Raw genomic sequence first — 12597 nt, forward strand, 5'->3', positions numbered from 1 at the left:
AGCGGTGTCACCCGCTTTCAGGGGTGATTTGGTTGTTCTTGCTGCGAAAGGAAATACACTGAGAACAGCACTGCGGAAGAAGGCCGACATCGTGCCTTCGCCGGCCGGGATCAGCGTAAACGACGCCGTGTCCCGCGCCATCAAGACAGTCCTTGCCAGTCTGGAAGACTCCAAGGCCGAAAATATCGTCTCAATCGACATTCAGGGAAAATCGAGCCTCGGCGACTACATGGTCGTCGCGTCGGGTCGATCGCACCGTCATGTCTCGGCTGTTGCCGATCATCTCCTCAAGGCGTTGAAGGATGCCGGCCTCGGCACGGCGCGTGTCGAGGGGCTGTCCGGCGCCGACTGGGTCCTGATCGATTCAGGCGACATCATCGTCCATGTCTTCCGCCCCGAAGTCCGCGAATTCTACAATCTCGAAAAGATGTGGCAGGCGCCGGACCTCGAGGAAGAGACCTTGCACTGAGCCGGTTGGTTTGGATGCGTGCCGTGGTTCCTGGCCCATTGACGATTTTCGGGCGACACGCATCGGCCGCCCTCTGAGGCGAGGATGAAGATTACCGTTCATGCCGTGGGCCGGATGAAAAGCGGCCCCGAGAGAGAACTCGCCGACCGCTATTTCGAGCGTTTCTCCAAGAGCGGCCCGGCTGTCGGCCTCGAATTCTCCGGCATCGCCGAGATCGCCGAAGGCCGCGCCCAGAACGCCGATGAACGCCGGCGCGATGAAGGCGCAAGGCTGCAGGCGCAGTTGCAGCCCGGCTCGGCGCTGATCCTGCTCGACGAGCGCGGCAAGAACCTGTCCTCGGAAGATTTCGCCGGCCGCATCGGCCAGTTGCGCGACGCCGGCCGCAAGGCGCTGGCGCTGGCCATAGGCGGCGCCGATGGCCATGATCCGTCGTTGCGCGCCCAGGCTGAGCTGGTGATGTCTTTCGGTGCGCTGACATGGCCGCACCAATTGGTGCGGGTGATGCTGGCAGAGCAGCTCTACAGGGTCTCGACAATCCTGTCCGGCCACCCCTATCACAGAACCTGAAGGTCGCATCGCACCGAATTCCGCCCCAATGCCGCGCAAGATCACGGCTTCGGGCCGGCTTTCCCTATTTTGCTCACCGGTGTGCGAAACCGCTGCACAGTTTTGGGCGATGCGCATTAATATGGTTGATGGTTCGTTAACGAAGCCGCAGATAGAGTCCGTCCCGCATGGCTGAAGGCTGGAAATCGACGACAGGCTCATCGACAGCGGGCTCCTGGCGCGCGCGCTGCGGCATCGCGGCGGCGGTGGTCATCCTGTCGCTCAATGCCGCATGGGCCGAGAACACGCTCGACATGGCCCCCGATCCGGACCAGAGCCGCGCCGAATACGAACAGATCTCCAAGGAGATAAGCCTGTCGTCCGAGCGGCTGGCCAAGCTGGCCGCCGACATCGCCGCGGTCAAGAAGGACCACGCCTCGATCACCGCCGCGCTGATCCAGTCGGCGATGACCGAACAGAAGCTTGGGCAGGATATCGAGGACATCGGCGCCAAGCTGGAGGGGCTGAAGACCCAGCAGCAGAAGATCCGCGCCTCGCTGATGGCGCGGCGCGACGTGCTGGCGGAGGTGCTGGGCGCATTGCAGCGCATGGGGCTGAACCCGCCGCCGGCGATCCTGGTCAAGCCGGAGGACGCGCTGTCGTCGGTGCGCAGCGCCATCTTGCTTGGCGCCGTGGTGCCTGAATTGCGCCAGCAGACCGACAGGCTCCTGGCCGACCTCAAGGAGCAGACAAGAGTGACGGCCTCGATCGAGGCCGAGCGGGCACGGCTGACGGCGGCGGTCGGCGAGCAGACTGCGGAAAAGAAGCGGCTCGGCATGCTGCTGGAAGCCAAGCAGAAGCTCGAAGCCGACACGCAGGCGCAGTTGTCGGCCGAGCGACAGCATTCCGAGGCGCTCGCGGCCAAGGCCAGCAGCCTGAAGGAATTGATCGCCTCGCTCGAAGCCCAGGCCGAACGCAACCGCAAGGCCGCGGATGCCGCAAAGGCCGCGGAGGCCGGCCAAGCCGGCGGCGACAAGGCGGGCGGCGACAAGGCGGGCAGGGATAAGGCGGGCGGCGATATGACGGCGTCGCTGCCGGTTCCCGAGGCCAACCGGCTTGCCGCTGCGGCACCCTTCTCGGCGCTGCAAGGACAGATCGCGCTGCCGGTCATCGGCCGCATCAAACGCCGGTTCGGCGCCGAAGACGGTAACGGCGCGGTGATGCTTGGGGACATGGTTGCGACACAATCGGGCGCCATCGTCACCGCACCGGCGGATGGGAATGTGCTTTATGCAGGGCCGTTTCGCTCCTACGGTCAACTCTTGATCCTGAATGCCGGCGACGGTTATCATGTCGTCTTGGCGGGGATGAGCAGAATCAGCGTCGCAACCGGCCAATCAGTGCTCGCAGGAGAGCCGGTCGGTGCGATGGGAGAGGCCCGGGTGGCAAGCACCTCGGCTTCGAAGAATGGAAATGCCACGCCGGAGCTCTATGTCGAGTTCCGCAAGGATGGAAAACCCGTCGATCCGGCCCCATGGTGGGCGGACCGTTTTTCTGGAAGGACGTGAAATGATGCGGAAACTGTCGCTTCTGTTTGCCGGTGCGCTGATGGGCGCGTCCGCCATGAGCCTGGTCTATGGCGCGCCCGGCTCGGCAGCGAACGCTGCGGGGTCGGAGACCTACAAGCAACTGGCGATCTTCGGCGATATCTTCGAGCGGGTGCGGGCGCAGTATGTGACGCCGCCCGACGACAAGTCGCTGGTCGAGAACGCCATCAACGGCATGCTTGCCTCGCTCGACCCCCACTCCTCCTACATGAACGCCGAGCAGGCGCAGGACATGCGCGTACAGACCAAGGGTGAGTTCGGCGGCCTCGGCATCGAGGTCACCATGGAGAACGATCTGGTCAAGGTGATCACGCCGATCGACGATACGCCGGCCGCCAAGGCGGGCGTGCTGGCCGGCGATTACATCGCCAAGATCGACGGTGAGGAGGTTCGTGGCCTGACGCTGAACGACGCGGTCGACAAGATGCGCGGCCTGGTCAACACGCCGATCAAGCTCACCATCCTGCGCCAGGGCGCCGACAAGCCGATCGAGCTGACGGTGGTGCGCGACATCATCAAGGTCAAGGCGGTCAAGTTCCGGGTCGAAAACGACATCGGCTACATGAAGATCACCTCCTTCACCGAAAAGACCTATGACGACCTCGAGAATGCCATCGACACCATCAAGAAGCAGGTGCCGAACGACAAGCTCAAGGGCTATGTGCTCGATCTGCGCCTCAATCCCGGCGGTCTGCTCGATCAGGCGGTAAGCGTATCGGACGCCTTCCTCAACCGTGGCGAGATCGTTTCGACGCGCGGCCGCGATCCCAAGGACGTTACCCGCTTCGACGCCAAGTCCAAGCAGGTCGACGATATCGGCGGCAAGCCGCTGATCGTGCTGGTCAATGGCGGATCGGCCAGTGCGTCCGAAATCGTCGCTGGCGCGCTGCAGGACCTGCGCCGCGCCACGGTGGTCGGAACGCAGTCCTTCGGCAAGGGTTCGGTGCAGACCATCATCCCGCTTGGCGAGAACGGCGCGCTCAGGCTGACGACGGCGCTCTATTACACGCCGTCCGGCAAGTCGATCCAGGGCAAGGGCATCACGCCCGACATCAAGGTCGACCAGCCGCTGCCGCCGGAACTGCAGGGCAGGGACCTGACGCGCGGCGAATCCGACCTCAAGGGCCACATCAAGGGTGCCGACGAGAGCTCGACCGGTTCGGGCTCGGCAGCCTATGTGCCGCCGGATCCGAAGAACGACCTCCAGCTCATCTATGCCGAGCAGCTTCTGCGCGGCCAGAAGACCGATCCGTCCTTCCCGCCCAATCCGCAGAAGGCTGTCCTCAACCAGTAACAGGTGGCGGCCAACAACGGGTCTGGCCGCCCGATGGAAGCAATGCGATGCTGCCGGGACCGAAAGGTTCCGGCAGTTTGATTCGGGGGTAACGCGAATCCCTCGATACAGGGCGCCAGGGGTGCGCCGGGGTTGAAGAATTCGCGCATGTCTCTTCGAAAGGTTCCATGTTCGAAGCCATGCGGACGGGGACAGGGCTTGGCTGATATCGGCAAGGACATCGAACGACCGCTCGGACTGACTGTCCGTCCGCCGCGCGCCGCCGGCAAGGTCAGCGTGGGTGCGCTCGTGGCTGCGTTCGTCGTGCTGGCCGTTGTCGGCGTCTCCGGCGCGATCGCGCTCAGGGACAAGCCGTTTCGCAAGCCGCAGGAAGTCGCGGTTTCGACGCCGAAAGTGGTGCCGGAGCCGACCGCTGCGCCGTCCGCTTTGGCGCCGGTCACGACGCCAAAGGCGGAAATGCCGGCCAAGGCTGGGGGCCCGCAGATCATCCATGTGCAGACAGAGGAAGGCGATGGTCCGCCCAAGGCGGCAATCGTCATCCGCGATCCGTCGACCATCGGCCAAAACCTGAAGATCGCGCATATTCCCGACAGGGCGCTGATCGAGGCCGGCGATGCCGGCCCCTTGCCGGTGCGCGCCGCAGACGGCCGGCGGCCCTTCGATGTCTACGCGCGGCCGTGGTCAGGCGCGCGCGGCGCCCGCGTGGCGATCGTCATCGGCGGGCTCGCGGTTTCACAGACCGGCACCCAGGCGGCCATCGCCAAGCTGCCGGCGGAAGTGACGCTGGCGTTCGCGCCGCAAGGCAACAGCATCGGCCGCTGGATGCAGGCCGCCCGGCAGAGCGGCCACGAGATCGTCATGCAGGTGCCGCTCGAACCGTTCGACTATCCCAATGTCAACCCCGGGCGCAACACGCTGACGGTGGCGGCGAGCGCGGAAGAGAACCTTAAGAACCTGCGCTGGGCACTGTCGCGGACGACGAACTATACCGGTGTCATGAACTATATGGGCGCGCGGTTTTCCGCCGACCCGGCGGCAATGGAACCCTTCATGGCCGAGCTCGGCAAACGCGGGCTCGCCTATATCGACGACGGCTCGTCGGCGCGTAGCCTGGCGCCGGATCTGGCGCTGAAGGACGGCGTGCCCTTCGTCTCCGGCGACACGGCGATCGACGCCGTGCAGGATCGCGGCGCCATCCTGAAGAAACTGGACAGCCTGGAGGCGACCGCCCGTGCCAAGGGAACCGCGGTCGGCATCGGCTCCGCTTTCGACCTGACGGTCGACACGGTGTCGTCATGGGCGGCCGAGGCCAAGAAACGCGGCATCGAGATCGTGCCGATTTCAGCGGTGGCGATCGATCCGCAAAAGGGCTAGCCACCGGGAAACAGCTTGAAAGACTGAATGATGCCGAAGACGAAGAAGGTCGACCGCGAGACGCTGCCCTACCGTCCCTGTGTCGGGCTGATGATCCTCAACGCCGAGGGCCTGGTCTGGGTCGGCCATCGCATAGCCGAGCCGGACAGCGAATTCGCCGGCACCACGCAGCTCTGGCAGATGCCGCAAGGCGGCATCGACAAGGGCGAGGAGCCCCTGCAGGCGGCGGAGCGGGAGCTCTATGAGGAGACTGGCATGCGCAGCGTCTCGCTGCTCGCCGAGGCGCCGGACTGGATCAACTATGATCTGCCGGACAACCTGGTCGGCGTCGCCTTCAAGGGGCGCTATCGGGGTCAGACGCAGCGATGGTTCGCCTTCCGCTTCCATGGCGATACCAGCGAGATCCAGATCAATCCGCCGCCCGGCGGCCACACCGCCGAATTCGACAAATGGTCGTGGCGGCCGATGCAGGAGCTGCCCGACCTGATCGTGCCGTTCAAGCGCAAGGTCTATGAAGACGTGGTGACGGCGTTCCGTCACCTTGTGCCATAGCCGGACGGGCCGCGGCCGCGGTTCAAACGCCAGCGGTTGCCGCGCCGGTTCGACCGTCTTATTGATGTCCATCCGCCACAAGAAGGGCCGCCATGCACGACGCCCCCAAAAGATCGCTGCCCGAGGAAGCCGACGCCACAAGCGAGGCTGCTGCCGGGGCCATCCTCACCATCGACCTTGGCGCGATCCGCGAAAATTACCGGCGGCTGAAGGCGCGGCTGGGCGGCGTGCGCTGCGCGGGCGTGGTCAAGGCCGACGGCTACGGTCTCGGCGCCGCGCAAGTGGCATCGGCGCTGATGAAGGAAGGCTGCGACATCTTCTTCGTCGCGCTGCTGTCCGAAGGCATCGCGCTGCGCAAGGCGGTGGGGGCCGGACCGGACATCTACGTGCTGAACGGGCTGCCGCCGGGTTCCGAGCCGGAAGCGGTGGCGGCTGGCTTGTGCGCTGTCATCAACAGTGGCGCACAGTTGCAAGCCTGGCGCGCAGCGGCACACCGCGCCGGGCGCCGGCTCCCGGCTGCCGTCCAGGTCGACAGCGGCATGTCGCGGCTTGGAATGGCCCCAGCCGAGGTCGAGGCGGCGGCCGGGGATGTCGGCGCTTTCGATGGCATCGACGTCAGATATGTGATGAGCCACCTGGCCTGCGCCGATGAACCGCGCCACCCGGCCAATGAACAGCAGAGGCTGGCATTCGCGCGGTTGCGTGCCATGCTACCCGTGGCGCCGGCCTCGCTTGCCAACTCCTCCGGCATCTTTCTAGGCCCGCTTTATCATTGCGATCTCGCCCGGCCCGGTGCCGCCCTCTACGGCATCAACCCGACGCCTGGCCAAGCCAACCCGATGCTGCCCGTGGTCGGGCTGCAGGCCAAGGTGGCGCAGACGCGCAGTGTCCAAAAGGGCACTGGCGTCGGCTATGGCCACAGTTACCATGCGCAGGGCCCGCTCAGCCTGGCGACGATTTCGTTCGGCTATGCGGACGGCTGGCTGCGCCGCTCCGCTTCGGCCGCATGGTTCGAGGCGGTGCGCCTGCCTTTCCTCGGGCGCGTGTCGATGGATTCGATCATTCTCGACATTTCCGCCTTGCCGCCCGGCCGGCTCGGAGAGGGCGACCTGGTGGAGTTGCTAGGGCCCTCACAGAGCGTCGACGATGCTGCCGACCATGCCGGCACCATCGGGTATGAAATCCTGGCCAGCCTCGGAACGCGTTTTCACCGGCGCTATCTGGGCGGTTGAGCGGTTTGGCCGCGCTTGACAAGCGGGCGCCATTCGGCAAGCTTTGGCACATGAGCAAGCTCGCTTATATCAAAACCTTCTTCAGGGTCTGCCCGATCGCGGGATCGTAGCCCCGGCGCGGCCGCCTTCCGGCGTCCGTCCGTACCGGGGCATCCATACATCCACAATCGCCATCAAGCCGAACAGCCCTTCGCGGCTGCCGGCCTTTCATCACGCCGCCGCCAGCGCGCCGGCAGGCGCGCATCCGCTCGATGCGCCGGTCCATGAGGTTTGCCATGCAACACGCGAAAGAACTGCGTCCAAACAGCCATCTTCTGATCAGCGACGCCGACCATGACAGGCTGACGGGCCTGGCCAGGGCTTTGCTCGATCGCGCGCCCGAGACGGCCGAGGAGCTGCTTTCGGAAATGGACAGGGCCGTCGTCACGAACGCGGCGGCGATGCCGGCCGGTGTGGTGCGAATGGGTTCGACGGTGATCGTGCGCGGCGAAAGCGGCGACGCCCAGCGCATCATGCTGGTCTACCCGGGTGAGGCCGACATAGCCGAGAACCGCATCTCGGTGCTGACGCCGATGGGAACCGCGCTCATTGGCGCGAGTGTTGGGCAGGCGGTTTGCTGGAACGGTCGTGGCGGTCGGGAACTGTCAGTGACCGTCGAGGCCGTAGATGCGCCGGCTTCCGGCCCGCAACGAGCTTGATGGCGAGGCGGTGATGACGAGCACGAATTGTTGCCTGACGACGAAGGACTTCGCCGTTCTCGAAGTCATGCTGGAGCGCCGACGGGCGTTCGCGGATCCGATCGTGCGCATGCTCGAACACAAGCTTTCAGGCGCCGATGTCGTGCCGATCGATTCGGTCGGCCCCGACATCGTTACGCTGAACAGCAGGGTGGTGTTCGGCGTCGATGCCGGTCCCGCCGAAACGCGAACCCTGGTGCAGCACGAGGTGCGCGGGCCGGTCGGCTCCAGCCTGTCGGTCGCAACGAGGCGCGGGCTCTGCATGCTTGGCATGGCGCAAGGCCAGACGGCAACGGTCGAACACGCCGACGGCAGGCGGGAGTCGATCCTGATCAAGGCCGTGCTCTACCAGCCCGAAGCTGCCCGGCGCACGGTCAGGCAAACAGACCAAGCTGACGAGCGGCGACCGCACGGGCTCAGGCTCGTCTACAGTGCCGCAGCCGATTGGCGGCCTCTTGGCGAGACGGCCGGAATGCGGCAGACAGAAGAAGACGACCCCGGTCCCTCGGCGGCGTGAATGGGCAACGGCGCGTGGTCTCGAAAATCGACATCGATTTTCGCTCGGGATCATGCGCAAATCGAAATACGGCCGCGTCCACGGGCGTCCTGAGGACGCTCGGCGCGGCAAGGAGTGAATGAATGAAAATCATGGTGCTGGGCAGTGGCGTGATCGGGGTGACCACGGCCTATTATCTCGCCGAGGCTGGCCACGAGGTGACCGTGATCGACCGCCAGAAAGGGCCGGGACTGGAAACCAGCTTCGCCAATGCCGGCGAGATTTCGCCCGGCTATGCCTCGCCTTGGGCCGGGCCCGGTATCCCCCTCAAGGCGATCAAATGGCTGCTGATGAAGCATGGTCCGCTGGTGGTGCGGCCGGCCTTCGATCCGCATATGTGGACGTGGCTGGTCAAGATGCTGCGCAACTGCACTGCCGAACGCTACGCGGTCAACAAATCGCGCATGGTGCCGCTGGCCGAATACAGCCGCGACACGCTGAAGGCGCTGCGCGAGGCGACCGGCATAGCCTATGACGAGCGGACGCAGGGCACGCTGCAGCTGTTTCGCACGCAAAAGCAGCTCGACGGCACATCAGGCGATGTCGAGGTGCTGAAGAGATATGGCGTGCCCTACGAAATTCTCGACCAGGACGGCTGCATCGCGGCGGAACCGGCGCTGGCCGCGGTGCGCGAAAAATTCGTCGGCGGCCTGAGGCTGCCGGGCGACGAGACCGGTGACTGCAAGATGTTCACCGACAGGCTGGCCGAGCTTTGCGTGGCACGCGGGGTCAAGTTCGAATACGACACGACGATATGGCGCGTCATCCGCAGCCGCAACCGCGTCAACAATATGAGCACCAGCAAGGGCTGGCTGACCGCCGACGCCTATGTGATGGCGCTGGGCAGTTATTCGTCGGACTTCATGCGCCGGATGAAGCGGCCGATCCCGGTCTATCCGGTCAAGGGCTATTCGATCACGGTGCCGATCAAGGATGCCGCCGCCGCGCCGGTGTCGACGGTGATGGACGAAACCTACAAGGTCGCGATCACGAGGCTCGGCGACCGCATCCGCGTCGGCGGCACGGCCGAGATTTCCGGCTTCGACCTCAGGCTGCACGAATCGCGACGGCGCACGCTCGAACACTCGGTCGGCGACCTGTTCCCAGGAGCCGGCGCCATGCGGGAAGCGACGTTCTGGTGCGGCCTGCGGCCGATGACGCCGGACGGGCCGCCGCTGATCGGGCGCACGGAGCTTTCCAATCTCTACCTCAACACCGGCCATGGAACGCTCGGCTGGACCATGGCTTGCGGCTCGGCCAAGGTGCTGGCCGACATCATCTCGAACAAAGTGCCCGATATCGACGCCCGCGCGCTGGCACAGGAGCGCTATCTGAAATAGACGCCGCCCGCTCGCCATCGGCGGGCGCGGCCAGCGGATATCGCGTCAGAACGCCTGTTTCACCCAGCCCTCGTCGAACAGCAGCCGGTAAGCCCACCGGATGGTCACTTCGGTGGCGACCGATTGGAATGGGGGAGATACTCGTCATCTGGCGAAGAAGGCGGGGTCGAGCACCATCATGCCGTTCTCGGTGTCGTGGAAGAAGCTGCGATGGCCGACATGCGTCAGACGAAAAGATTTCTCTCCCGCTCCACCGCCTTTGTGATGAAGGAGGCAACGATCTGGACGCGGCGCAGCGGCCTGACCGATTCGTGATAGACCAGCCAGTAGGCACGGCGGATGGGCGCCACCACGTCGACGGCCACCAGTTCCGGCATCGAGCGGGCGACGAAAGTGTGCAGGATGCCGATGCCGGCGCCCGACCGCACCGCTTCGGCCTGCCCGAGCGCGGAGGAAATGGCGAAGCTGGTGCGCCAGTCCGCGCTGAATTCGGCGGCGTAGTCGAGCGATGGGCTGACGATGAGGTCCGGCACATAGCCGATCAATGTGTGCCGTCCCAGCTCGGCAGCGGTCTGGGGCAGGCCGTGGGCTTCAGCATAGGCACGTGAGGCAAACAGGCCGAGCGAGTAGTCGACCAGCTTGCCCGCTACCAGCCGGCCCTCGGTCGGGCGCTCGACGGTGATGGCAATGTCGGCCTCGCGGCGAGACAGGGAGAAGGAGCGCGGCACCGGTACGAGCTGAATCGTCAATTCACGGTGCAGCGCGGTCAGTGCGCCGAGGCGCCGGGCGAGGAACGCGACGCCAAACCCGTCCGGCGCGCCGATCCGCACCGTGCCCGAAACGTCGTCGCCTTCGCCTGATATTGTCGAGCGGGCGGCGATCATGTCGCCCTCCATGCGCTCGGCAATGTCGAGGAAGCGCTCGCCGGCGGGCGTCAGCTCGCTGCCGGTGGTCAGCCGGCGAAAGAGTTTCGTGCGCAGCGCGTCTTCAAGTGCGGCGATGCGGCGCGAGACGGTGGCGTGATTGAGTTCCAGGCGCCTCGCCGCGGCAAGGATTTGCCCGGCGCGCGCCACGGCGAGAAAGATGCGGACGTCATCCCAGTTCATGGGGATGGTCCGGATGACAATTTTCAATGTCGCGTTCTGTGGTGAAGGAACTCAACCTGCCAATCCTTGGGCGTCGTCTTCGTGATCCTTCCCATTTGCGAGAATTGATGCTCTCCCGTCAACCGTTGTCTATTTTCCGCACAACGGTTGCGTTCTCCCTCGCGTTGCCATCGGCGTGCCAAAGGCGGACAATGCACCATCACAAACCCAGGGAGAGACATCATGATCGAATACGGTCATTTCATCGGCGGCAAGCGTGTCGCCGGCACCAGCGGTCGCAAGCAGGACGTGATGCAGCCGATGGACGGCTCTGTGCGCGGCACGGTGGCGCTGGCCTCGCAGGCGGAACTGCGCGCGGCGGTCGAGAACGCCAAGGCGGCGCAGCCGAAATGGGCCGCGACCAACCCGCAGCGCCGCGTGCGCGTCCTTATGAAGTTCCTTGAACTGGTCGCCCGCGACTATGACGAACTGGCCGACATCCTGGCGCGAGAGCACGGCAAGACGATCGCCGATGCCAGGGGCGACATCCAGCGCGGCCTCGAAGTGGTCGAGGTCTGCATCGGCGCGCCGCACATGATGAAGGGTGAATTCACCGACGGTGCCGGCCCCGGCATCGACGTCTATTCGATGCGCCAGCCGCTCGGCGTCGTCGCCGGCATCACGCCGTTCAACTTTCCGGCGATGATCCCGCTGTGGAAGATCGCGCCGGCGATCGCCTGCGGCAACGCCTTCATCCTGAAGCCTTCCGAGCGCGACCCGGGCGTGCCGATCCGCATCGCCGAGCTGTTCATCGAGGCGGGCCTGCCTGCCGGTATCCTCAACGTCGTCAACGGCGACAAGGAAGTCGTCGACGCCATCCTTGACGACCCCGATATCAAGGCTATCGGCTTCGTCGGCTCGACGCCGATCGCTCATTACATCTATTCGCGCGGCACTGCGTCGGGAAAACGCGTGCAGTGCTTCGGCGGCGCCAAGAACCACATGATCATCATGCCCGACGCCGACATGGACCAGACCGTCGATGCACTGATCGGCGCGGGCTACGGATCGGCCGGCGAGCGCTGCATGGCGATCTCGGTGGCGGTCCCTGTCGGCAACGACACCGCCAACCGGCTGATGGAAAAACTGGTGCCGCGCGTCGAAAGCCTGAAGGTCGGCCCCTCGACGGATTCCGCCGCCGATTTTGGCCCGCTGGTCACCGCTCAGGCGCTGGAGCGGGTGAAGGGCTATGTCGATATCGGCGTCAAGGAAGGCGCCAAGCTGGTCGTCGACGGTCGCGGCTTCAAGATGCAGGGCTACGAGAACGGCTACTATATGGGCGGCTGCCTGTTCGACAACGTCACGTCGGACATGCGCATCTACAAGGAAGAGATCTTCGGGCCGGTGCTGTCGGTGGTGCGCGCGCCGACCTACGAGAACGCCATCAAGCTCGCCAATGACCACGAGATGGGCAATGGCGTCGCCATCTACACGCGCGACGGCGACGCCGCGCGAGACTTTGCTTCCAGGGTTCAGGTCGGCATGGTCGGCGTCAACGTGCCGATCCCGGTGCCGATCGCCTACTACACGTTCGGTGGCTGGAAGGCGTCGTCCTTCGGCGATCTCAACCAGCACGGTCCGGACGCGTTCCGCTTCTACACCAAGACCAAGACGGTCACCTCGCGCTGGCCGTCCGGCATCAAGGACGGGGCCGAGTTCGTCATCCCGACGATGAACTAGCCGGACGCTTGTCTGCTTGCGCGTCCTCGCCTTCGGCTGCGGGGCGCGCGGGCCGGCATCAAGGA

12 protein-coding genes are annotated in these 12597 nt (G+C 65.2%); 11 read left to right on the top strand and 1 reads right to left on the bottom strand.

The window, feature by feature from the left end; genetic code table 11:
* Positions 1 to 91: 91 nt before the first annotated feature.
* The 10 genes from rsfS to FJ986_RS25685 all read left to right on the top strand — a co-directional run bounded on the left by rsfS (position 92) and on the right by FJ986_RS25685 (position 9707).
* Entirely contained in the window at positions 92 to 469 is a 378-nt protein-coding gene (gene rsfS, locus FJ986_RS25640; RefSeq protein ID WP_135902362.1) for a ribosome silencing factor, read from the top strand.
* A gap of 84 nt (positions 470 to 553) precedes the next feature.
* The gene (gene rlmH, locus FJ986_RS25645; RefSeq protein WP_140517517.1) at positions 554 to 1036 is read left to right on the top strand and encodes a 23S rRNA (pseudouridine(1915)-N(3))-methyltransferase RlmH; all 483 of its coding nucleotides are present in this window, start codon (positions 554 to 556) and stop codon (positions 1034 to 1036) included.
* A 167-nt stretch (positions 1037 to 1203) separates the two neighbouring features.
* On the top strand, positions 1204 to 2583 hold the full coding sequence (locus FJ986_RS25650) for a murein hydrolase activator EnvC (protein ID WP_140662830.1): 1380 nt from the start codon (positions 1204 to 1206) through the stop codon (positions 2581 to 2583).
* A 1-nt stretch (position 2584) separates the two neighbouring features.
* Complete coding sequence (locus tag FJ986_RS25655; protein ID WP_181165202.1) at positions 2585 to 3916, top strand: S41 family peptidase; 1332 nt, start codon at positions 2585 to 2587, stop codon at positions 3914 to 3916.
* Between the two features lie 198 nt (positions 3917 to 4114).
* Positions 4115 to 5290, top strand: a complete 1176-nt coding sequence (locus tag FJ986_RS25660) for a divergent polysaccharide deacetylase family protein (RefSeq protein ID WP_140525019.1) — start codon at positions 4115 to 4117, stop codon at positions 5288 to 5290.
* Positions 5291 to 5320: 30 nt separating this feature from the next.
* Positions 5321 to 5842 carry an RNA pyrophosphohydrolase gene (locus tag FJ986_RS25665; RefSeq protein ID WP_140517610.1) on the top strand — a complete coding sequence of 174 codons (522 nt, stop codon included), beginning with the start codon at positions 5321 to 5323 and terminating at the stop codon, positions 5840 to 5842.
* A 92-nt stretch (positions 5843 to 5934) separates the two neighbouring features.
* Positions 5935 to 7074: an alanine racemase gene (gene alr, locus FJ986_RS25670; protein ID WP_140676239.1), complete on the top strand. Its 1140-nt coding sequence runs from the start codon at positions 5935 to 5937 to the stop codon at positions 7072 to 7074.
* Between the two features lie 275 nt (positions 7075 to 7349).
* Positions 7350 to 7772, top strand: coding sequence for a nucleoside diphosphate kinase regulator (gene rnk, locus FJ986_RS25675; RefSeq protein ID WP_140493045.1), 423 nt, complete (start codon positions 7350 to 7352; stop codon positions 7770 to 7772).
* The gene (locus tag FJ986_RS25680) at positions 7741 to 8328 is read left to right on the top strand and encodes a nucleoside-diphosphate kinase (RefSeq protein ID WP_246681835.1); all 588 of its coding nucleotides are present in this window, start codon (positions 7741 to 7743) and stop codon (positions 8326 to 8328) included. Before rnk ends, FJ986_RS25680 begins: the two co-directional genes overlap by 32 nt.
* Positions 8329 to 8450: 122 nt before the next feature.
* Positions 8451 to 9707 (top strand): D-amino acid dehydrogenase, encoded by a 1257-nt coding sequence (locus FJ986_RS25685; RefSeq protein WP_140493047.1) that lies wholly within the window; start codon positions 8451 to 8453, stop codon positions 9705 to 9707.
* A gap of 224 nt (positions 9708 to 9931) precedes the next feature.
* Here the strand turns inward: FJ986_RS25685 and FJ986_RS25690 are convergent, their stop codons facing one another.
* Positions 9932 to 10813 carry a LysR family transcriptional regulator gene (locus FJ986_RS25690; RefSeq protein WP_140676242.1) on the bottom strand — a complete coding sequence of 294 codons (882 nt, stop codon included), beginning with the start codon at positions 10811 to 10813 and terminating at the stop codon, positions 9932 to 9934.
* A 222-nt stretch (positions 10814 to 11035) separates the two neighbouring features.
* Between FJ986_RS25690 and FJ986_RS25695 the strand changes: the two genes are divergently transcribed.
* A complete protein-coding gene (locus tag FJ986_RS25695) occupies positions 11036 to 12532 on the top strand; it encodes a CoA-acylating methylmalonate-semialdehyde dehydrogenase (protein ID WP_140517525.1) in 1497 nt (498 codons plus the stop codon).
* Positions 12533 to 12597: the final 65 nt, after the last annotated feature.

Origin of the sequence: Mesorhizobium sp. B1-1-1, from assembly GCF_006442955.1 — a bacterium.
In the GTDB taxonomy this organism is placed as follows: domain Bacteria; phylum Pseudomonadota; class Alphaproteobacteria; order Rhizobiales; family Rhizobiaceae; genus Mesorhizobium.

Coding starts and splice junctions, on each gene's coding strand:
- rlmH (WP_140517517.1), top strand. CDS start 554: ATGAAGATTACCGTTCATGCCGTGGGCCGGATGAAAAGCGGCCCCGAG.
- FJ986_RS25665 (WP_140517610.1), top strand. CDS start 5,321: ATGCCGAAGACGAAGAAGGTCGACCGCGAGACGCTGCCCTACCGTCCC.
- FJ986_RS25650 (WP_140662830.1), top strand. CDS start 1,204: ATGGCTGAAGGCTGGAAATCGACGACAGGCTCATCGACAGCGGGCTCC.
- FJ986_RS25685 (WP_140493047.1), top strand. CDS start 8,451: ATGAAAATCATGGTGCTGGGCAGTGGCGTGATCGGGGTGACCACGGCC.
- rnk (WP_140493045.1), top strand. CDS start 7,350: ATGCAACACGCGAAAGAACTGCGTCCAAACAGCCATCTTCTGATCAGC.
- FJ986_RS25695 (WP_140517525.1), top strand. CDS start 11,036: ATGATCGAATACGGTCATTTCATCGGCGGCAAGCGTGTCGCCGGCACC.
- FJ986_RS25655 (WP_181165202.1), top strand. CDS start 2,585: ATGATGCGGAAACTGTCGCTTCTGTTTGCCGGTGCGCTGATGGGCGCG.
- alr (WP_140676239.1), top strand. CDS start 5,935: ATGCACGACGCCCCCAAAAGATCGCTGCCCGAGGAAGCCGACGCCACA.
- FJ986_RS25690 (WP_140676242.1), bottom strand. CDS start 10,813: ATGAACTGGGATGACGTCCGCATCTTTCTCGCCGTGGCGCGCGCCGGG.
- FJ986_RS25680 (WP_246681835.1), top strand. CDS start 7,741: ATGCGCCGGCTTCCGGCCCGCAACGAGCTTGATGGCGAGGCGGTGATG.